Below are 21,246 nucleotides of genomic sequence, written 5' to 3' on the forward strand. Positions count from 1 at the left end.
CAATGTGAAGCGTCGGATTGGGTCAGGCAGCCCGGAGCATCAGCATGATGTCGGGCGGTGACGTGCCGGTGACGGCAGCGTCGAGGAAGGGAGCACTAGGGTGGCGTGGCCAGCCCGGTCGGAGGAGTCAGCACGTTGTGTCGCATCCATGGCCAGAGACTTGGGCGGCCTAGACTTTCGTCTAACCCTCGAGCCCGATGATAGGAGGCCGAATACTAACAGAGTTCTCCCCCTGCTGCACCCCGGCCCCGCAGACGCCGTTCGATGCGACGCTCGTAGAGCCCCTTGGCCAACAGCGTACCGAGCACCAGGGCACCGCCCATGAGCGCTACCGGCACCGGGCGTTCGCCGAGTATCCACCACACCCAGAGTGTGCCCACCACCACCTCCAGCAGCATCAGCAGGCCCACCTCGGCCGCCGGCAGGTAGAGCGGGCCGCGCTGGATCAGGGTGAACCCCAGCGGCAGGATGACCAGGCACAGCAGCACCAGCAGCACCAGACTGTCGGCCGGCGGTAGGGCGAGCCCGTCGCCGGCCAGGCCGAACAGCGCCGCCACGGCCGCGACGATCAACCCGGAAAGAGTCAGCATGGGGCTCATGTCGACGCCGGGGCGGGTACGGCAGAGTGTGAAGTTGGCCGCCAGTGCCGTCGCCGCCAGCAGGGCGAAGCCGTTGCCGATCCAGGAGCCCGCCCCGGCGTCATCGAGCACAATCAGCGAAGTGCCGAGCAGACACAGCCAGATCGCCAGCCAGGTACGCCGCGGCAAGCGCTCGCCGAGGAACAGCCGCGAGAGCAGCGCGGCGATAAGCGGCGCCCCGGCCAGGATCATCAACACGTTGCCGCCCTTGGTGTATTGGTTGCCGAGCACGAAGCCGAAGGTCGAGAAGCTGAACAGCAACGCCACGCCGATGCCGGTCCCGCCGCAGCGACGATAGGCCTCGAACGTACCGCCACCGTGGCGGGCGAGCATGATGACGACGAAGCCAAGCGCAGTGAGCAAGCCCCGCCAGACCAGGATCTCGCTGTCGGGCAGACCGATCAGCTTGATCAACAGGGCATCGGGCGAAATGATCAGGGCACCGCCGCCGGTCATGAGCAGACCCTGCTGGCGGTGCGAAAGGGAGTGGAACAAGGCGACCTCGTCTTCCGTCAGGTCGCCTCAGGATGCCACGCCGGCACGGGCATGACACGTCGAACTCAGCCCTCGCCGAGGTCGCTCGGTCTTGCGCCGGCGTTTCTGGCCTGGGCCGCCGGCGAGGCCTGCATGTGCTTGAACGCCTCCATGATGTCCATCGGCAGCGGGAAGACGATAGTCGAGGCGTTCTTGTTGCTCATGTCGCTCATGGTCTGCAGGTAGCGCAGCTGCAGCGCGGCGGAGTTCTCGGCCATCACGTTGGCCGCCTCGACCAGCTTCTTCGACGCCTGCAGCTCGCCCTCGGCGTGGATCACCTTGGCGCGACGTTCGCGCTCGGCCTCGGCCTGGCGGGCGATGGCGCGGATCATGCTCTCGTCCAGGTCGACATGCTTGATCTCGACGTTGGCCACCTTGATGCCCCACTCCTCGGTCTGGGCGTCGATGATCTCCTGGATGTCGTCGTTGAGCTTGTCGCGCTCGGAGAGCATTTCGTCGAGGTCGTGCTTGCCCAGCACCGAGCGCAGCGTGGTCTGGGCCAGCTGGCTGGTGGCGACAGTGAAGTTCTCGACCTGGATGATCGCCTTCTCCGGGTCGACCACGCGAAAGTAAAGCACCGCATTGACCTTGACAGTGACGTTGTCCTGGGAGATGACGTCCTGCTCCGGCACGTCCATGGTGATCACGCGCAGGTCGACCACGCTCATCTGCTGGATGCCGGGGATGACGATGATCAGCCCCGGTCCCTTCACCGACTGGAAGCGGCCGAGGAAAAAGATCACGCCGCGCTTGTACTCGGGCAGGATCCGTATCGAGGCCGCGAGCAACATGACCAGTAGCACTACCGGCACGAGGTAGGAAATCATCATGAGCGTTCTCCTTGATGTGTCATGGACTGGATGGCTTTCGTTGCGATTCGTCAGGTTCCTTCGGACGTACGGTTGGCGGGCTCGACCCATAGGGTCAGCCCCTCGACCGCCGTCACACGCACTTGCTCGCCTCGCCGCAGTGCCCCAGTGCTGTGCGCGTTCCAGCGCTCCCCCTTGAGGCGCACATGGCCCTTGCCCTGGAAGTCTTCCAGCGCCACGCCCAGGCTGCCGATCAACTGGTCCTGTCCGGTGCGCGCGGGTTTGCGACGCAGCCCGATGAAACGGGTCAGCACCCACAGCATCAGCGCAGCCGATAGCAGGGCGATACCGCCGATCAGCGGCAGCGAAACGGCCAGGTGGTCATCATCCATCAGCATCACCGAGCCGATCACGAAGGCGACGATGCCACCGATGCCGAGAATGCCGAAGCTGGGCATCAGCGCCTCGCCGACGATCAGCCCCAGCCCCACCAGGATCAATGCCAGACCGGTGTAATCGATCGGCAGCAGCTGAAAGGCGAACAGGGCGAGCAGCAGCGAGATCACGCCAATGGTGCCCGGTACCAGGCTACCTGGGCTGGACAGCTCGAAGATCAGGCCGTAGAAGCCGATGATCATCAGGAAGTAGGCGACATTGGGGTTGGTGATCACCTGCAGCAGACGGGTACGCCAGTCGGGTTCGAAGCGCTCGATGGCAAGATCCGCGGTGTCGAGGGTGCGCTCGCCATGCTCCATTACCACCTCGCGGCCGTCGATTTGCGCGAGCAGGTCCTCGATGTCGCTTGCCACCACGTCGATCACGTTCTGTTCCAACGCCTCGCGAGAGGTCAGGTTGACCGCCTCGCGCACCGCCTCCTCGGCCCAGTCGGCATTGCGATCGTGGCGTTCGGCCAGACTTCGGATGTAATAGACGGCGTCCTCCAGCACCTTGCGCTCCATGGCGGTCTCGCCGCGCCGGCGTGTATCGGTCGGCTCACCCTCGGCATCCGCCTCATCCTCCTCGGTGCCATTACCCGCCTCTTCACCGCTGGCCTCTTCACCGTTTGCCTCGTCATCGCCAGGCGCCTCTTCCTCGGGAGGGTCCATGCCAGGCAGTCCACCACCTCCCATCTGCACGGGAGTGGCGGACCCCAGGTGGGTGGCCGGCGCCATGGCGGCGACATGGCTGCCGTAGAGCAGGTAGGTGCCGGCGCTGGCGGCTCGCGCCCCGCTGGGAGACACGTAGATGGCGACGGGCACCGGCGAGGTGAGCATGGCGCGGATCATGTCGCGCATGGTGGCGTCCAGCCCGCCCGGCGTATCCATCTGCACGATCACGATCTCGGCTTCGCGCTCGGCGGCACGGCGCAGGCCGCGCTCGAAATAGTCGCCAACGGCCGGCCCGATGGCACCCTCTACCGTCATCACCTGGACGACGCGCTCACTCTCCTGGGCCTGGGTGTGCCAGGCCAACAACCCGCCAATGGCCAGGAACAGCAGACTGGCCAGCAGTACGAGGCGATGCGAGCAGGCAGCACGGAATGCGCTCATGTTGGCCTTCCCTCGGGTCGCGATGACGGTATGCTTGAGTAGCCCCGGCAATGATTCAGCTTGTGCCGATTTCAGGTTAGCAGGCCCGACCATGCAGCGCAGAGCCAAGCGGAGCGCCGCGCGCACAGGGGACATTCACGGCACGGCCGAAACCATCGAGAAGGAGCGCGACGATGCCCAAGCGCACGTTCACCGCGATACTCGCCTTATCACTCGGCGCCCCGTTGCCGGCTCAGGCCGACGACTGGCAAGCGGTGCTCGACGAGGCCCGAGGCCAGACCGTCTATTGGCACGCCTGGGCGGGCGATACGCGCGTCAACGACTACATCGGCTGGGTGACGCGTCGCGTACGCACCGAGCACGGCATTGAGCTCCGGCACGTCAAGATCGACGACACCGGCTCCGCCGTCTCCCGAGTGCTGGCTGAATACAGTGCCGACAACCACGACGACGGCAGCGTCGACCTCGTCTGGATCAATGGAGAGAACTTCGCCGCCATGCGCGAGAACGACCTGCTCTTCGGTCCCTTCGCCGAACGGCTGCCGAACTTCACACTGACCCGGCCCGAGCACAACCCTGAAGTGGTGACCGATTTCACGCTGCCTACGCAGGGCTACGAATCGCCCTGGGGCAAGGCGCAGATCACCTTCTATTACGACGCCGAGGCGCTCGGGGAAGATCCGCCAGGAAGCATGGCGGAGATCCTTGCCTGGGCCGAAGAGCATCCCGGACACTTTACCTATCCGCGCATTCCCGACTTCCTCGGCAGCACTTTCCTCAAGCAGGCGCTGATCGCCCTGACCGAAGATGCCGATGCGCTCTACTCCCCGGTGGCACAGAGCGACTTCGAGGCCGTCACCGAGCCCCTGTGGGAATATCTGGATGCCCTGCACCCCCATCTGTGGCGCAGCGGCCGGCAGTTCCCCGCCTCCGGCCCCGAGATGCGCCGCCTAATGGCCGACGGCGAGCTGACGCTTGCCTTCACCTTCAACCCGGCTGAGCCTGCCGCCGCCGTGGCCGACTTCGAACTGCCCGCCTCGACCCGCAGCTACGTGCTCGACGGCGGCACCCTGGGCAACGTGCACTTCGTCGCCATTCCCTTCAATTCTCCACACAAGGCAGGCGCCATGGCGGTGGCAAACTTCCTGCTCTCGCCCGAGGCCCAGGCGCGCAAGCAGGATATTTCGGTGTGGGGCGACCCCACCGTGCTCGACGTGGTACGCCTCGACGACGGTAGCCGCGCCCTCTTCGAACAGGCATCCGACAACCCCGCCCTGCTGGCCCCCGAGGCCCTGGCCGAGACCTTGCCGGAACCCCACCCGAGCTGGATGGGAACGCTGCAGGAAGCTTGGCAGGCGCGATACGTCGGCGCGCCCTGATGCTGCGCTTCGCCCCGGCGCTGATCGTCACGCTGCTGGTCGGCCCGATACTCGCCGGGCTGGCCATGGCACTGCTGCCCGCCTTCGGCTACCTGCCGGCACTGGGCGGCGAGCGCTTGAGCCTCGAACCCTGGCATGAACTGTTCGCCCAGCCGGGGCTGGCTCGCTCGGTGGCGGTCAGCTTCGCCAGCGGCCTGGTCACCGCGGCCGTATCGCTCGTCGTGGTGCTGGCGTTCCTGGCCGGCGTGTCGGGCAGCCGACTGGATCGCTGGATTCAGCAGCTGGTGACGCCGCTGCTCTCCCTTCCCCACGCCGCCGCGGCCTTCGGCCTGGCCTTTCTGATCGCACCTTCAGGGTTGGTGGCGCGGCTGCTCTCGCCGGAGTTGACCGGCTGGGAGCGTCCACCCGACCTGCTCATCGTCCAGGATCCCTGGGGACTCGCCTTGATGCTGGGGCTGGTAATCAAGGAGATTCCCTTCCTGCTGCTGATGTGCCTCGCCGCCCTGCCGCAGCTCGACCCCGGCCGGCACGTGGCCATGGCACGCTCGCTCGGCTACCGCCCGACGACGGCCTGGCTCAAGGTAGTGGCCCCTGCGCTCTATCCCTTGATACGCCTGCCGGTCTATGCGGTGATCGCCTTTGCCACCTCGGTGGTGGACGTCGCCATTATCCTCGGCCCCACGTTGCCACCGACGCTTGCCGTGTCGATTCTCGACTGGTACCACGACCCCGACCTGAGCCGGCGCTTCATGGCTTCGGCCGGTGCCGTCCTGCAGCTCGGCGTCACGGCCTCAGCGCTGCTCACCTGGTGGTGCCTGGAACGGCTCGTCGCCCGGCTGGGACGCCACTGGCTCGAGCGAGGTTCGCGAAGCTGTGCGGATAGGCCGCTGCGCCTGGCGGGCAAGAGCCTGATCCTGCTCGCCGCCTTCGCCGCCTTCGCCGGCCTCGCCGGCCTGGCGCTCAATTCCGTGGCGGGCTTCTGGCGGTTTCCTGACGCCCTGCCCCAGGGCTTCACCGCAGTGCATTGGTTGCGCGCCCTGCCATCGCTTACGGGACCGGCGACAGCCACGATGATCGTCGCTATCTGTGCCACGCTGGTCGCCCTGGCGTTGACGCTCGCGGCGCTGGAGAACGAACAGCGCAGTGACCGCCACCCGGCCCAGGGGCGACTCTTCTCGGCCCTGGGATTGCTCTACCTGCCCCTGATCGTGCCGCAGATTGCCTTTCTGTTCGGCCTGGTCGTGGTGATGGAGACGCTGGGTACACGACACCGACTCGGGCTGGTGATCTTCGGCCATATACTGTTCGTGCTGCCCTACGTGTTCCTGTCACTGTCGGAAGCCTACCGCCGTTTCGATCCGCGCTGGTCGCAGCTCGCCCTTACCCTAGGGAGCTCGCCCAACGGTGCCTTCTGGCGAGTACGGCTTCCCATGCTGCTGGCGCCACTGCTCACTGCCGCCGCCGTGGGGCTTGCCGTCAGCATTGGCCAGTATCTGCCGACTCTGCTGCTCGGGGCCGGCCGTATCGCCACCGTCACCACCGAGGCGGTATCCCTCGCCGCCGGCGGCAACCGCCGCGTGATCGGGGTCTGGGCGCTGGTCCAGGCAAGCCTGCCACTGATCGGCTTCGTCATCGCCATCGGCATTCCCCGCCTGCTATGGGCGAATCGCCGCGGCCTGCAAGGAGCGTAATGAACAATCAAGCGCCTCATTCGCTGGAGCTGCGAGACATCGAGATCCGTCTGGACGGCAAGCTCATGGTCGCGCTCGACGCCACCGTCGGCCCCGGCGAAACACTTACCTTGATGGGCCCCTCCGGCTCAGGAAAATCGACCCTGCTCGCCTTTCTCGCGGGCTTCCTGCCGCCCGCCTTCGAGGCACGTGGCCGCGTCGTCCTGAGTGGCCACGACATCACCGAGCTACCAGCGGAGCATCGTGGGATTGGCTTGCTGTTTCAGGACCCCTTGCTGTTTCCGCATCTGTCGGTTGCCGGCAATCTGCGCTTCGGCCTGCCCCGCTGCATGTCCAACAGAGCGGAACATATCCAGCGGGCCCTGGCTGACGTGGGCCTGGCGGGCTACGGCGAGCGAGATCCGGCCACCCTCTCCGGCGGCCAGAAGGCACGCGTCGCCCTGATGCGCCTGCTGCTGTCGGCTCCCAGCGCGGTACTGCTCGACGAACCCTTCTCCAAACTCGACACCGAGCTGCGTGACGAGATGCGGCGCCTCGCTTTCTCGCATCTGCAGGCTGCCGGCCTGCCGAGCCTTTTGGTAACGCACGACAGGGAAGACGCCAATGCAGTCGCAGGTGCGGTCATCGAGTTGAGTGGAGGAAGATGAACCATCAGAAGTCGAGACCAGACGAACGGTGTCACACACGAGCCACTGCATCGGGTTTCGGTGCTGCGTATAAATAAAACAGTGTTCGCTCTTCTTTTCTTGCTTCAACTCACCAATAACCGCTCATCAATTGGCTTAAAGTTCCCTTTTGCTTCCGACCAATTTCCTCGACGTTCCTCGTCGCAGGGGGACATGAAGATAGGGTTGCTTCGTTCGGCACAGAGCGAATGCGGTTCAATTTATTCAGGATACGTCGTTCATTGAGCCAAAAAGCGACAAAAATTGCCGTTTAATATCTCCAGCCTCCGTTCACTTCCCTATCAAAGCCGAAAGCTGGCAATGAGGATGCCTGGACTGCACGATTTGGCGCCTCCTTTTCCTTCGCCTGATTCGCATAGTTAGGCTATATCTATTCAAGGCCTTAACGGTCCACACTGTCCGCACAATGGTTGCCGCAGGGGAATTTCGATCGCAAATTCGCGGAACCCGGACAGGGTAGAAGGCTGTCAATAAGACAGCGTTCATCATGACATACAGGGAGGTCGGCCATGGGAAACGTGGCGCTAAGGGGTTTCAACACTGAAACAAAGAGTGACAGAGTCGGCCGGGAGATCTCCTCTACTTCCGGCGCTTCAATTCTTGATGACTATGTAAGCGGAAGCGACAACGACTCGTCATTCAGGCGCAGCAACGAATCGCAACATTTCCCATCACAAAGCATCCTTTTCGTTACTTCCGAAGTGGCCGATTTCGTCAAGGTCGGTGGACTCGGTGACGTATCTTCAGCTCTTCCCCGTGCACTAGCGGCTCATCATGATGTCCGCATCTTGATTCCCGCTTATCGAGAGGTATGGCAGTCCGGCCACCATATCCGCGTCGTCGGTCATGTCGCCGCCTACGCCGAGCTGCCTGCCTGCGATATCGGCGAGATCATCTGCAGCGATGGGCTGGTCTTCTACGTACTGATTTGCCCCGAACTCTATGAGCGCGAAGGCGGCCCCTACGGCACCGGTCCGGGCGGCTACGGCAGCGACGGCTGGGACGACAACGACTTACGCTTCGCCCGGCTGTCGCTGGCGGCCGCCGAGATCGCCTCGGGCCACGCCGGGCTGGATTGGCAGCCCCGACTGTTGCACCTGAACGACTGGGGTTGTGGCCTGGCGCCAGCCTATCTGCATTGGCGCGGGCAGCAAGTGCCCAGCGTGTTCACCATTCATAACCTGGCCTACCAGGGGCTATTCGACGCCTCGCGTCTCGAACCGCTTGGCATTCCTCCCGAGGCCTTCCATATCGAAGGCGTGGAGTACTACGGCAAGCTCTCCTTCATGAAGGCCGGCATCGTCTACGCCTCCCACGTGACCACGGTGAGCGCGACCTATGCCCAGGAGATCACCACACCCGAGTTCGGCTGCGGTCTCGATGGCCTGCTCCGCTGCAAGGCCGAGCAGGGCCGGCTCAGCGGCATCCCCAACGGCATCGACGACTCCTGGGATCCGCGTACCGACGCGCACCTGGTCCAGGCCTTCTCGGCCAACGACTGGCGCGGCAAGCGCGCCAACGCCGAGTACGTGCGCCATCGCTTCGGCCTGGTGCCCAGCTCCGGCCCGCTGTTCGCCATGGTGTCGCGCATGGTCCATCAGAAGGGCGTGGATCTGGTCATCGAAGCGGCGCCGAGCATCGTCCAGGCGGGCGGCCAGCTCGTCTTCATCGGTAGCGGCGAACCCCGGGTGGAGGCCGAGCTCGACCGCTTGGCGGAGCGCTTCCCCGGTGCCGTGGGTGTCTACGCCGGTTACGACGAGGAAGAGGCGCGCTGCATCTATGCCGGCAGTGACTTCCTGCTGATGCCGTCGCGCTTCGAGCCGTGCGGACTGAGCCAGATGTACGCCCAGCGATTCGGCTCACTGCCGATAGCCCACCGCACCGGCGGCCTCGCCGACACCATCGAACATGGCGTGACCGGCTTCCTGTTCGACGAGGTCAATCAGGGCAGCTTCATGCAGGCCGTTCAGCAGGCCTTCTCCGCCTATCACGCGACGGAGCTGTTCTACGCCATGCGCCGCGCGGCCATGACGGGGCGCTACCACTGGCGGCAGTCCATCGCTCCCTATACCCGGCTCTACCGGAAACTCATCGAGGAAGCCCATAACGAGGTACAGCCCGCAGGATGAGCAGAGAAGAGAATTTGCAACCCACCTTCGGCGCGCAGGTCATGGGTCCCGAGTGGACCCGCTTCTCGCTCTGGGCCCCAAGCGCCCATCGAGTCGATGTCGAGATCGAAGGCCTCGAGCCCGTCCCCATGACGCACATGGGAGACGGGCACTTCGTCGGCGAGGCGGCGTGCGAACACGGCGCACGCTACCGCTATCGCACCTTCCTCGGCGATGCGCCCGATGGCATCACCGTTCCTGACCCGGCCGCCCGCGCCCAGGACGGCGGCATCGACGGACCGAGCGTCGTCGTCGATCCCTATCGCCATGCCTGGCGGCACTCCGACTGGCGAGGGCGTCCATGGCATGAAACGGTACTCTACGAGCTGCATATCGGCGCCTGGGGCGGCCTGGACGGGGTGCGCCAACGGCTACCCTACCTGGCCCGGCTCGGCGTCACCGCCATCGAGCTGATGCCGGTGGCCGAGTTCCCAGGCAACCGCAACTGGGGCTACGACGGGGTGCTGCCCTATGCCGTGGCCTCGAGCTACGGCCGTCCCGAGGATCTCAAGGCACTGGTGGACGAAGCGCATGGCCTCGGCCTGATGGTCTTTCTCGACGTGGTCTACAACCACTTCGGGCCGGACGGCAACTACCTGCCCCGCTATGCCGAGTCCTTTTTCCAGCAGGATCGCCACACGCCCTGGGGGCCGGCCATCGATTTCCGCCACCCCATGGTGCGTCGCTTCTTCCTCGACAATGCGCTGATGTGGTTGGAGGAGTACTACCTCGACGGCCTGCGCTTCGATGCGGTGCATGCCATCTACGAGCGTGACTTCCTCGACGAGCTGGCCGAGACCCTGCGGACCCGCATCGACGCGAACCGGCACATCCATCTGGTGCTGGAAAACGAGCACAACGACGCCGACCTGCTCGAGGAAGGTCGTTTCACGGCCCAGTGGAACGACGACTGGCACAACGTCATGCACGTGCTGCTCACCGGCGAGCGTGAGGGCTACTATGTCGACTTCGCCGACAACCCTGTCGAAGGGCTGACTCGCTGCCTGAGCGAGGGCTTCATCTTCCAGGGCCAGCCCACCCGCGGCGGACAGCCACGCGGGACGCCGAGTGCCCACCTGCCGCCCACCGCCTTCGTTGCCTTCCTGCAGAACCACGACCAGACAGGCAATCGCGCGCTGGGCGAGCGGCTGACGCGGCTCGCCGAGCCCGGAGCACTGCAGGCGGCCACGGTGCTACTGCTGCTCTCGCCCATGGTGCCGCTGCTGTTCATGGGCGAAGAGTGGGCCAGCACGCAACCCTTCCTGTTCTTCACCGATCATCGGGAAGAACTCGCCCGCGCGGTACGCGAAGGTCGTCGCGCCGAGTTCGCCGAGTTCAGCGCCTTCCAGGATCCGGTCATGCGCGAGTCGATTCCGGATCCCAACGCAGCGGACACCTTCGAGGCGTCCCGGCCCGACTTCGACGCCCAGGAGGAACCGTCGCACGCTAAATGGCTGGCGTTCGTGCAGCACCTGCTCACGATCCGCCAGGCCGAGGTCGTGCCCCGACTCGACGGTGCCAGCGCCCTGGGCGCGGAAGCGCTGGGACTCGACGCCGTCGTCGCGCGTTGGTGCATGAACGACGGCAGCCATCTGGTCATCGCCGTCAACCTCGGCGACCGGCCGGCCGCCACCAGCGCCTTCGGCGTGGGTCGCTGCCTGTACGAGACCCACGAAGGCGTAGCGGTGTCGGCCGAGAGTGGCAGCCTTCCCGCTCGCAGTGCGGCGGTATGGCTGCGCCCCGAGCCAGGCGACGAGGAGTTGAGTGCATGAACGAGCAACGCCTGTTGCAACTCGCCGAGGCCGCCGGTCTGATGGTGGAGTGGGAAGACAGCGAGGAGCGTCCGCAGCGTCTCTCGACCGCCACCCAGCGCGAACTGCTGGCACGGCTCGGCTATCCGGCCGATAGCGCCGAGGCAATCAAGGCGAGCCTGGAGCGGCTGCGCGGCCCTCAGTCACCGGCACAGTGGCCACCCCTGATCACCGCCGAGCGTGGCATTGCCACCGACCTGCCCTCGCCGCTTCCTGCCGACACCGAGTTCACCCTGTGCCTCGAACAGGGCGACCTGCTGCACGATCGGCTCGACGGCCGCGGCCGCCTCCCGCCGGTCGGGGTGGCCGGCTACCATCGCCTGCGCATCGCAGAAACCGAGCTGACCCTGGCCGTCGCACCACCGCGCTGTTTCACCCCGGCCGATGCCAGTCGTGACGAACGTCCGCGTCTCTGGGGGCTGGCAGTGCAGCTCTATGCCCTGCGCCGTCCCGGCGACGGTGGCATTGGCGATACCCTGGCACTGGAGCGGCTCGCCCAGCACGCGGCCAACGCCGGCGCCGCGGCACTGGGTATCAGTCCGACCCACGCCATGTTCAGCGCCGATGTCACCCGCTACAGCCCTTACTCCCCCTCGAGCCGCCTGCTCTACAACGCTCTGCATGCGGCGCCCGAGACGCGGCTCGGCGAAGCCTCGGTCAAGGCCGCCATCAATCGCTGCCAGGCAGGCGAGGCCATGGCACAGTTGGAAGCGGACGACCGAATCGACTGGCCCCGGGCGGCACGCGTGAAGCTCGGCTGGCTGCGCGAGCTGTACGACGATCTGATGGGGCGCGAGGATGACGACGCAACGCAGGCGCGCCGGGACCTGGAAGCGTTTCGGACCTACACCGGCCAGGTGCTGGAGGCGCACTGCGTCTTCGAGGCCCTTCAGCAGCACCGGGCGGAGCGCGACTGGCGCCAATGGCCCGCGGCGCTGCGTGATCCCGACAACCCCGAGGTCGCTCGCTTCGCCAGAGAGAACGCCCACGAGGTCGGCTTTCACGCCTTCCTCCAGTGGCTGGCCAGTGACGGGCTGGGTCGCGCCCAAGCCACGGCCAAGGAAGCCGGCATGCCCGTCGGCCTGATTGCCGACCTGGCCGTCGGCGCCGATGCGGCCGGCAGCCAGGCCTGGAGCCGCCAGTCGGAGATGCTGGAAGGCCTGTCGATCGGCGCCCCTCCCGATACCTTCAACGTGCATGGCCAGGATTGGGGGTTGGCACCCTTCTCCCCCCAAGGGCTGGTGAATTCCGGCTTCACCGGTTTCATCGAGATGCTACAGGCCGGCTTCGCCCATGCCGGCGGACTGCGCATCGACCACATTCTCGGTCTGCTGCGCCTGTGGCTGGTGCCCCATGGTGCCTCGCCTCCCGAAGGCGGCTACCTGCGCTACCCCCTGGACGACCTGCTGCGGCTGGTGGCGCTGGAATCCTGGCGTCATCAAGCCATCGTCATCGGTGAGGATCTGGGCACCGTTCCCCCCGGATTGCGCGATCGGCTCGCCGCGTGCGGCATCCTCGGCACCCGCGTGCTGTGGTTCGAGCGCGATGACGAGGACGAATTCCTGCCACCGCCGCAGTGGTCGTCCAGCGCCGTCGCCACCACCTCGACCCACGATCTGCCCACGGTGGCCGGCTGGTGGGCCGGTCGCGACATCGAGTGGCGCAGCCGCCTCGGGCTGCTCGCCGAAGGGCAGGATGCCCGCGGCGAGCATGCCGGGCGCCGGGCGGATCGTGCTCGACTGGCTCGGGCCCTGGGGTTGCTCGACGGTCACGCCGCGGCGGACACGCTCGATGCCGCCGACCTGGGGACCTCGAAGGTCCTCGATGCCTGCGCCCGTCAGCTTGGCCTCACGCCATCGCCCCTTGCACTGCTACCGGTGGAGGACGCTCTGGGACTGGAAGAGCAAGCCAACCTGCCAGGCACCCTGGAAGCCCATCCCAACTGGCGGCGCCGCTGGACGGACGATGCCGACGCCCTGCTGGCCTCCGGCGAGGTGCGCCAGCGCCTGGCGACCCTGAGCGCGGCCCGCCGGACATCACGGAGCGATGACGAGGGAGTAATCTCCGATGAGTGAGATTCGCGCCACCGTGCGCCTGCAGTTCCATCGTGGTTTCACCCTGGACGATGCTGCCGAGTGGATCGACTACTACGCCAGGCTCGGCATCAGTCACTTCTATGCCTCGCCCTTGCAGGCCTCCCGCAGCGGTTCTCCGCATGGCTACGATGGGATCGACCCGACCCGCATCGACCCCGAGCTCGGCGGCGAAGCGGCGCTGGAGCGACTGGTAAACCGACTGCGGGAGCGCGGCATGGGGCTGATTCTCGACATCGTGCCCAACCATGTGGCCGTGGGCGGTTCGGAGAATCCCTGGTGGCAGGACGTTCTGACCTGGGGCAGCGACAGCCCCTACGCCGACTACTTCGATATCGACTGGCACTCCCCCGATCCGCTGCTGGCCGGCAAGCTGCTGCTGCCTTTTCTCGGCGCGCCCTACGGCGAGGCGCTGCACTCGGGCGAACTGGCTCTACGGCACGCGCCGGAGTCAATGGCCTTTCACGTCGCCTACCACGAGCATCGCTTTCCCATCGATCCACGCTACTACGGCGAAATTCTGCGCCTGGCCGAACACGAGGCGCTGTGGGAGATGGCGCCGCAATTCGATGCCCTGCAGCAGCGCGACGACGCCTACACCGCCGTCGACGAGTGTCGTCGCGAACTGCGCCAGGCGCTGGCAACGCCAGGCGCCCCGCAGGCGCTCGAGCAAGCCCTGACGCTGTTCGACGGCGCGACCCCTTCCGGCGCGATCCGCCTGCACAGCCTGCTGGAGCGCCAGCACTACCGCCTGGCCTGGTGGCGTACGGGCGCCGACGAGATCAATTGGCGGCGCTTCTTCGATATCGCCGAGCTGGGCGGGCTGCGCATCGAGCAACCGGAGGTCTTCGAGGCGGTGCATGCCCTACCGCTGCGCCTGGTGGAGCAGGGCTGGATAGACGGACTGCGTGTCGATCATGTCGACGGCCTCGCGGATCCGCGCGGCTACTGTCGCCGCCTGCGGGCTCGCGTCGGCGAATTGCAGCAGCGGCGGCCGGCCGGCGTCGTACGCCACGTGGCCATCTTCGTCGAGAAGATTCTCGCCGCCGATGAGACCCTCCATCGCGACTGGGGAGTGGACGGCACCACCGGCTATGAAACGATGAACGAAATATCCGCGCTGCAGCACGATCCGGCCGGTGCCGAACCGCTGTGGGACCTGTGGCGCGATGTCAGCGATCGCGATGCGGATTTCCCCGGCGAGGTGCACCGGGCCCGGCGTGAGGTGCTCACCGGCATCCTCGCCAGCGACTTCGACGCCTGCTGTCGCGCCCTGCATGCGGTGAGCCGGCATCGCCTGGCGACGCGCGATATTACCCTGGCGGCGATTCGACGCGCCTTGGAAGCGCTGATCGTGCATTTTCCAGTCTACCGCACCTATGCCGACGACGGTGGTCGCCCGGAACTCGACGCCCCCTTCTTCGACCAGGCCATGGCCGGTGCCCGCGGCGAGCTGAGCCCACCCGATATCGGCGTGCTGGAGTGGCTCGAACGCTGCCTCGGCGGCGAGGCGCCGGCCGATGCCGAGGATGCCACCGAACGCTGGCTACGACAGCGCGCCATCGTGCGCTTCCAGCAGCTCACTTCGCCAGTGGCGGCCAAGGCGGTGGAGGATACCGCCGGCTATCGCTGCGCTCCGCTGATCTCGCGCAACGACGTCGGCTTCGACGGCGAGCACTTCAGTCACTCTCCCCGACAGTTCCATGCAGCCAACGCCTGGCGCGCGCGCTACTTTCCCCACGGCCTGGTCGCCACCGCCACCCACGACCACAAGCGTGGCGAGGACGTGCGCGCCCGCCTGGCCGCGCTCAGCGAGAACGCCACCGTTTTCGCCACGCGGTTAGAACGCTGGCGCGACCTGGCCTCACCGCTGCGCCAAGCGCTGCCCGAAGGTCCCGCACCTTCGCCCGGCGACGAGTTGATTCTCTACCAAATGCTTCTCGGCGCCTGGCCGCCAGCACTGGAACGCCACGAGGACGAGGCCATGCGGCACTTCGCCGAGCGCATGGCCCAGTGGCAGCAGAAAGCGCTGCGCGAGGCCAAGCTGCGCAGCCACTGGCTATGGCCCGCCGAGACCTACGAAGCGGCCTGCCGCGACTATCTGCAAAGGCTGCTCGCCGAACCCGAGCGCTGCGAGGAGATCGAGGCGGCGGCGCGTGAACTCGATCTGCCCGGCGCGCTCAACGGTTTAGTACAGACGGCACTGCGCCTGACGCTACCCGGCGTACCGGACCTCTACCAGGGCTGTGAGTTCTGGGATTACAGCCTGGTCGACCCCGATAACCGACGCCCGGTCGATCACGCCGCACGGCAGGCGGCGCTCGACGAAGGGTGCGACCCCGTCGCGGCACTGGCTACTTGGCGGGACGGCCGCATCAAGCAGGCCCTCATCGAGCGGCTGCTGGCGCTGCGCCACGCCCAGCGCGACCTGTTCGTACATGGCGACTACCGCGAACTGCGCGCCGATGGCGAGCACGGCGAGCGGCTGGTGGCGTTCCTGCGCCGCCATGGCGAAAGCCAGCTGCTGGTGGTGGTTCCGCGCCTGGCGAGCGCACTGCTGGAGGAAGCCGAGCACCCGCATGTTCCACCGCAACGCTGGGGCAATACCCGTATCGAGCTGCCCGATGAGGGGCGTGGCGCTTGGCAAAGTGCGCTGACCGATACCACGCTGAGAGTGGAGAAAGGCAGCGCTGCCGTCACGGAACTGCTGACGGAACTGCCCGTCGGCGTCTATGTACGAGACATGCACTTGCGAAGGGAGAGCTAGGATGGCTGACGAGGAACGCGTACGGAACCTGGCCTACAAGATTTGGGAATCCGAAGGACGCCCCGAAGGACAGCAGCAGCGCCACTGGGACATGGCACTGAGGATCGTTGCGGCCGAAGAGGCCGAAGGCATCGATGCCGAACTGGAGGAAGTCGGCGAGCCGGTCGACGAGCCACCGATTCTCGACGACGACCTGCCGCTCGAGGACGACGAGGTGGGCATTCAGGAAAATCGCTTGCCGCTGGATGCGCCGGACGGCGAGCCCGATTTCGACGAGATCCCCTACCGCGACGACAAGGTCGCGGGGCAGGACACGCCGGTGCAGGATCGCGCCAGCCCGCCTCCGGCCGAGGATAGTGAAGAGCCCACGGCAGCCTCGACCCGCCCGCTTCCGGCCGAGGAAGCGACGAGCACCGGCGCCCAGGACCAGGATACCGCCAACCGCGGCGGCCCGGAGCCGGCGGCGAGCTCGCCCGAGCCCGCGGCGGGGCCGCTTGAGCCGCTGCCGGAGGAATCCGCCACCATGCGCCGCCGGCGCCAGCCGCGTCGCGACGACGACGGCCTGACCGCGCCCGACCCCACCGACACCTCGCAGGTACCGGGCAAGACCGGTGGTCGCGGCAAGTCGGGCAAGCGCACCGCCAAAGCCGTCGAGGGCGAGACGAAGCCCAAGTCGAAAACGAAGAAATCGTCGACCGCGTCCCAGGCCGGCAAGACGCCGAGCCGCGGCGGCAAGAGCAAATCCAAAGATTGAGCGAAACGGGGCAAGACGCCCAAGGCATCAAGGACGAACGCAATGAACACGAGGGAAGGCGCGAAAGATAGCGAGCGAGCCGTGGCCACGGATGAGCAACCCGGTGTGATTCGCCGCTCCCGTATACGCGAAGGGTGGCCGTTTCCACTGGGCGCTACCTGGGATGGACTGGGCGTCAACTTTGCCCTGTTCTCGGCCCACGCCACCAAGGTCGAGCTATGCCTGTTCGATGAAAGCGGCACGCAGGAACTCGAGCACATCGAGCTGCCCGAGTACACCGACGAGGTGTGGCACGGTTATTTGCCGGACGCCCGCCCCGGTCAGCTCTATGCCTATCGTGTCCACGGCCCCTACGAGCCGCAAGCGGGCCATCGCTTCAACCCCAACAAGCTGCTGCTCGATCCCTATGCCAAACAGATCGTCGGCGAGCTTAGCTGGGACGAAGCCCTCTTCGGCTATACCATCGGCCACCCCGATGGCGATCTCAGCTTCGATGAACGCGACAGTGCGCCGTTCATGCCGCGCTGTCGCGTGATCGACCCCGCCTTCACCTGGGGCCGGGCGCGCAGCATCCAGCAGCCTTGGGACCGCACCGTGCTCTACGAGACCCACGTGCGCGGGTTCACCATGCGCCACCCCTCGGTTCCCGAGGCGCTGCGCGGCACCTTCTCCGGGCTGATGGTCAACGAGGTGGTGGACTACGTCCACTCGCTGGGCGTTTCGTCGGTAGAGCTGCTGCCGATCCACGCCTTCCTCGACGATCAGCGTCTACTGGAACAGGGACTGCGCAACTACTGGGGCTACAACACGCTGGGCTTCTTCGCCCCCCACTCGCGCTACCTCTCGGGCGATAACATCAACGAGTTCAAGCAGATGGTGGCCTGCTACCATGCCGCCGAACTCGAAGTGATCCTCGACGTGGTCTACAACCACACCGCGGAAGGCAATGAGCTCGGCCCCACCCTGTCGCTGAAGGGCATCGACAACGCCACTTACTACCGCCTGCTGCCCGATGAACCGCGCTACTACATCGACGACACCGGCACCGGCAACACGCTGAACCTGAGTCACCCCAGGGTGCTGCAGATGGTCACCGACTCGCTGCGCTACTGGGCCACCGAGATGCGCGTCGACGGCTTCCGCTTCGATCTGGCGACGATCCTCGGCCGCGAACCCCATGGCTTCGACGAGGGCGGCGGCTTCCTCGACTCCTGCCGCCAGGACCCGGTCCTGAGCCAGGTGAAGCTGATCGCCGAACCTTGGGACTGCGGTCCCGGCGGCTATCAGGTCGGCGGCTTTCCACCGGGCTGGGCGGAATGGAACGACCGTTTCCGCGACACCACGCGCGCCTTCTGGCGCGGCGATCAGGGCCAGTTGGCCGAATTCGCCTCGCGCCTGATGGGCTCGGCGGATCTGTTCGATCGCCGCGGCCGACGCCCCTTCGCCTCGGTGAATTTCGTCACCGCCCACGATGGCTTCACGCTGTACGACTTGGTGGCCTACAACGACAAGCACAACGATGCCAACGGCGAGAACAACCAGGACGGCCATGACCACAACCTGTCATGGAACCACGGTGAGGAAGGCCCCACCGACGACCCGGGCATCCAATCGCTGCGCCTGCGCCAGATCCGCAATTTCCTGGCGACCCTGCTGCTCTCGCAGGGCACGCCGATGCTGCTGGCTGGCGACGAGATGCTGCGCACCCAGCAAGGCAACAACAATGCCTACTGCCAGGACAACGAGATCAGTTGGCTCGACTGGAACCTCGAGGGTGACGCACACGCAATGATCGAGTACGTCCGGCATCTCATCACTCTGCGCCTGCACTATCCCATTCTGCGCCGCGGCCGTTTCCTGTCCGGCGAGTATAACGAGGAAATGGGACTGAGAGAGGTGACCTGGCTCGCCCCCGACGGCAGCGAGATGGACGTCGAGCGCTGGGAGGACCCCGAGGCGAGCAGTCTCGGGGTGCTGCTGGACGGGCGCGCACGCCCCTCGGGCATTCGGCGTGCCGGCGACGACCGCTCGCTGCTGATCCTGTTCAATGCCAGCCCCGATCCGAACGCGTTCCGCCTGCCCGAGGTGCCCCGCGGCATCGGCTGGGTGTGCCGGCTCGATACCGGCCGGCACCTCGACGACGAGTTCCAGCATTGCGACTTCGGAGAAGAATACGCGCTGGATGGGCGCTCGCTGGTCCTGTTCGAGCTGCTGCAGGAGACCGGTCCTGTGGATAGCGAGGCCTGAAATTCGTCAGAAGTTCATCTGCTGGTCGAGAGAGCTGCGACACAAGAGGAGCATGCGATGAGTTCAACTCCGTATACGGCGCCAGTCGGCAACCCAGCGCAGGAGCAGGAGCAGGAGCAGGAGCAGGAGCGGGATCGGAGCCAAGTCCTGGCGGCTGTTCATGCGCCTCGTATCGCTATCGAGTCGGTACAGCCGGCCCTGGACCATGGACGATTCGCGGCCAAGGCCATCGTCGACGAGCCGGTTTCCGTGACGGCGAGGATCTTCGCCGACGGCCACGACATACTGGCAGCCGCGGTGTGCTGGTATGACGCCGAAGGTCGTCAGCACCGCGAGCCCATGCATCCGACACAGCCGCCGGGCCTGGACATCTACGAAGGACGCTTCACGCCCCGGGATATCGGGCGGCATCGCTTTCTTGTCGAAGCCTGGTGGGATACGTACGCCACCTACCGCTACGAACTCTCCAAGAAACATCAGGCCGGCGTGCCGGTCAACCTCGAGCTCGAGGAGGGCAGACGGGAGGTCGTGCGGGCGATCGAGCGCAGCGAAGGCGAGCTCAGGGAGGCGCTCGAAGCCATCCACGAACGCTTCCAGCTGCTCGAGTCCGATGCCGAACGGGTCGCCCTGTTGCTGGATGGCGACACGGCGCAGCTGATGCACGAAGCGGACGCTCGACCGCACCTGACCCGCAGCGACGCTCTCTATCCGCTGGATGTGGAGCGGCTCAAGGCCCGTTTCTCGAGCTGGTACGAGCTGTTCCCCCGCTCGGAAACCGACGACCCCCTTCGCCACGGCACGTTCAACGACGTCCACCGGCGCCTGCCCATGATTCGCGACATGGGATTCGACGTGCTCTATTTCCCGCCCATTCATCCCATTGGGCGTACGCACCGCAAGGGGCCCAACAATACGCTCGAAGCGGGGCCGGACGACCCCGGCAGCCCCTATGCCATCGGCAGCGAGGAGGGAGGACATGAAGCGATTCATTCTGAACTGGGCACGCGAGAGGATTTTCGCGCTCTGGTACGCGCTGCAGCCGAACACGGCCTGGAGATCGCGCTGGATTTCGCCATTCAATGCTCACCGGACCACCCTTGGCTCAAGGAACATCCGGGCTGGTTCTCCTGGCGTCCCGACGGGTCTATCCGCTATGCGGAGAATCCGCCCAAGAAGTATCAGGACATCGTCAACGTCGATTTCTATGCCGAGGACGCGATTCCATCCCTCTGGATCGAGCTCCGCGACGTGGTGCAGGGCTGGGTCGACGAGGGCGTGAAGATCTTCCGCGTCGACAATCCCCACACCAAGCCGCTGCCCTTCTGGGAGTGGCTCATCGCCGATATTCGGGACCGCGACCCCTCGGTGATCTTTCTCTCCGAAGCCTTCACGCGACCGAACATGATGCTGCGCCTGGGCAAGCTGGGGTTTACCCAGAGCTACACCTACTTCACTTGGCGCAATACCAAGGCGGAGCTGACCGAGTACTTTACCCAGTTGAACGAGTCGCCGCTTCGCGAAGGATTCCGCCCCAATTTCTTCGTCAATACGCCGGACATTAATCCCTACTTCCTGCAGTCCTCGGGGCGTCCCGGTTTCCTCGCCCGGGCGGCGCTGGCCACCATGGGCTCAGGCGCCTGGGGCATGTACTCGGGTTTCGAGCTGTGCGAGGGCGAACCGGTGCCGGGCAAGGAGGAGTATTTCGATTCGGAGAAGTACGAGATCCGTCCGCGCGACTACACCGCGCCCGGCAACATCAATTACGAGATCGCCCAGCTCAACCGCATTCGCCGCGAGAATCCGGCGCTGCAGACCCACCTCGGGCTTGCCTTCTATCCGGTGCACAACGACCGATTGCTGTTCTTCGGCAAGCGTACCGAGACGCGGGATAACTTCATTCTCGTCGCCATCAACCTCGATCCGTTCGAGGCCCAGGAGGGCACCTTCGAGCTCCCTCTCTGGGAGTTCGGACTACCCGACGATGCGGCGCTACACGGGGAAGATCTCATGAGCGGACATCGCTGGACATGGCATGGCAAGTGGCAGTCGATGCGCCTCGATCCGGCGCATCTACCATACGCCATCTGGCGCATTCGCCCGGTCCGCTAGCCACTCGATG

The 21,246-nt window shown here is 65.8% G+C and carries 13 protein-coding genes; 10 read left to right on the forward strand and 3 right to left on the reverse strand.

Annotated elements, in window-relative coordinates; genetic code table 11:
* Positions 1-215: 215 nt before the first annotated feature.
* The 3 genes from CYJ07_RS03360 to CYJ07_RS03370 form a co-directional block, all read right to left on the reverse strand.
* On the reverse strand, positions 216-1,133 hold the full coding sequence (locus CYJ07_RS03360) for a DMT family transporter (protein ID WP_104202257.1): 918 nt from the start codon (positions 1,131-1,133) through the stop codon (positions 216-218).
* Positions 1,134-1,198: 65 nt separating this feature from the next.
* On the reverse strand, positions 1,199-2,002 hold the full coding sequence (locus tag CYJ07_RS03365; protein ID WP_104202258.1) for a slipin family protein: 804 nt from the start codon (positions 2,000-2,002) through the stop codon (positions 1,199-1,201).
* A gap of 50 nt (positions 2,003-2,052) precedes the next feature.
* Complete coding sequence (locus CYJ07_RS03370) at positions 2,053-3,531, reverse strand: NfeD family protein (protein ID WP_104202259.1); 1,479 nt, start codon at positions 3,529-3,531, stop codon at positions 2,053-2,055.
* Positions 3,532-3,704: 173 nt separating this feature from the next.
* Here CYJ07_RS03370 and CYJ07_RS03375 point away from each other — a divergent pair, with 173 nt between their 5' ends.
* The 10 genes from CYJ07_RS03375 to CYJ07_RS03420 all read left to right on the forward strand — a co-directional run bounded on the left by CYJ07_RS03375 (position 3,705) and on the right by CYJ07_RS03420 (position 21,236).
* Positions 3,705-4,910, forward strand: coding sequence for an ABC transporter substrate-binding protein (locus tag CYJ07_RS03375; RefSeq protein ID WP_104202260.1), 1,206 nt, complete (start codon positions 3,705-3,707; stop codon positions 4,908-4,910).
* Complete coding sequence (locus CYJ07_RS03380; protein WP_104202261.1) at positions 4,910-6,601, forward strand: ABC transporter permease; 1,692 nt, start codon at positions 4,910-4,912, stop codon at positions 6,599-6,601. Before CYJ07_RS03375 ends, CYJ07_RS03380 begins: the two co-directional genes overlap by 1 nt.
* Entirely contained in the window at positions 6,601-7,248 is a 648-nt protein-coding gene (locus tag CYJ07_RS03385) for an ATP-binding cassette domain-containing protein (protein ID WP_104202262.1), read from the forward strand. The genes CYJ07_RS03380 and CYJ07_RS03385 overlap by 1 nt, the downstream gene beginning before the upstream one ends.
* 548 nt (positions 7,249-7,796) lie before the next feature.
* Positions 7,797-9,416 (forward strand): glycogen synthase GlgA, encoded by a 1,620-nt coding sequence (gene glgA, locus CYJ07_RS03390; protein ID WP_104202263.1) that lies wholly within the window; start codon positions 7,797-7,799, stop codon positions 9,414-9,416.
* A gap of 14 nt (positions 9,417-9,430) precedes the next feature.
* Positions 9,431-11,227 carry a malto-oligosyltrehalose trehalohydrolase gene (gene treZ / locus CYJ07_RS03395; protein ID WP_231489520.1) on the forward strand — a complete coding sequence of 599 codons (1,797 nt, stop codon included), beginning with the start codon at positions 9,431-9,433 and terminating at the stop codon, positions 11,225-11,227.
* A complete protein-coding gene (gene malQ / locus CYJ07_RS03400; protein ID WP_104202265.1) occupies positions 11,224-13,341 on the forward strand; it encodes a 4-alpha-glucanotransferase in 2,118 nt (705 codons plus the stop codon). Before treZ ends, malQ begins: the two co-directional genes overlap by 4 nt.
* Positions 13,334-16,126: a malto-oligosyltrehalose synthase gene (gene treY / locus CYJ07_RS03405; RefSeq protein WP_104202266.1), complete on the forward strand. Its 2,793-nt coding sequence runs from the start codon at positions 13,334-13,336 to the stop codon at positions 16,124-16,126. The genes malQ and treY overlap by 8 nt, the downstream gene beginning before the upstream one ends.
* Before the next feature lies 1 nt (position 16,127).
* Positions 16,128-16,880: a DUF2934 domain-containing protein gene (locus CYJ07_RS03410; protein ID WP_104202267.1), complete on the forward strand. Its 753-nt coding sequence runs from the start codon at positions 16,128-16,130 to the stop codon at positions 16,878-16,880.
* 42 nt (positions 16,881-16,922) lie between these two features.
* A complete protein-coding gene (gene glgX, locus CYJ07_RS03415; protein WP_104202268.1) occupies positions 16,923-19,127 on the forward strand; it encodes a glycogen debranching protein GlgX in 2,205 nt (734 codons plus the stop codon).
* 57 nt (positions 19,128-19,184) lie between these two features.
* Positions 19,185-21,236, forward strand: a complete 2,052-nt coding sequence (locus CYJ07_RS03420) for an alpha-1,4-glucan--maltose-1-phosphate maltosyltransferase (RefSeq protein WP_104202269.1) — start codon at positions 19,185-19,187, stop codon at positions 21,234-21,236.
* The last annotated feature ends 10 nt before the right edge of the window (positions 21,237-21,246 follow it).

This window comes from Billgrantia saliphila, assembly GCF_002930105.1.
In the GTDB taxonomy this organism is placed as follows: domain Bacteria; phylum Pseudomonadota; class Gammaproteobacteria; order Pseudomonadales; family Halomonadaceae; genus Halomonas; species Halomonas saliphila.

Bases quoted from the DNA above. Each gene is read 5' to 3' on its own strand.
- CYJ07_RS03365 (WP_104202258.1), bottom strand. From the start codon at position 2,002: ATGATGATTTCCTACCTCGTGCCGGTAGTGCTACTGGTCATGTTGCTC.
- CYJ07_RS03370 (WP_104202259.1), bottom strand. From the start codon at position 3,531: ATGAGCGCATTCCGTGCTGCCTGCTCGCATCGCCTCGTACTGCTGGCC.
- CYJ07_RS03375 (WP_104202260.1), top strand. From the start codon at position 3,705: ATGCCCAAGCGCACGTTCACCGCGATACTCGCCTTATCACTCGGCGCC.
- CYJ07_RS03380 (WP_104202261.1), top strand. From the start codon at position 4,910: ATGCTGCGCTTCGCCCCGGCGCTGATCGTCACGCTGCTGGTCGGCCCG.
- CYJ07_RS03385 (WP_104202262.1), top strand. From the start codon at position 6,601: ATGAACAATCAAGCGCCTCATTCGCTGGAGCTGCGAGACATCGAGATC.
- glgA (WP_104202263.1), top strand. From the start codon at position 7,797: ATGGGAAACGTGGCGCTAAGGGGTTTCAACACTGAAACAAAGAGTGAC.
- malQ (WP_104202265.1), top strand. From the start codon at position 11,224: ATGAACGAGCAACGCCTGTTGCAACTCGCCGAGGCCGCCGGTCTGATG.
- treY (WP_104202266.1), top strand. From the start codon at position 13,334: ATGAGTGAGATTCGCGCCACCGTGCGCCTGCAGTTCCATCGTGGTTTC.
- CYJ07_RS03410 (WP_104202267.1), top strand. From the start codon at position 16,128: ATGGCTGACGAGGAACGCGTACGGAACCTGGCCTACAAGATTTGGGAA.
- glgX (WP_104202268.1), top strand. From the start codon at position 16,923: ATGAACACGAGGGAAGGCGCGAAAGATAGCGAGCGAGCCGTGGCCACG.
- CYJ07_RS03420 (WP_104202269.1), top strand. From the start codon at position 19,185: ATGAGTTCAACTCCGTATACGGCGCCAGTCGGCAACCCAGCGCAGGAG.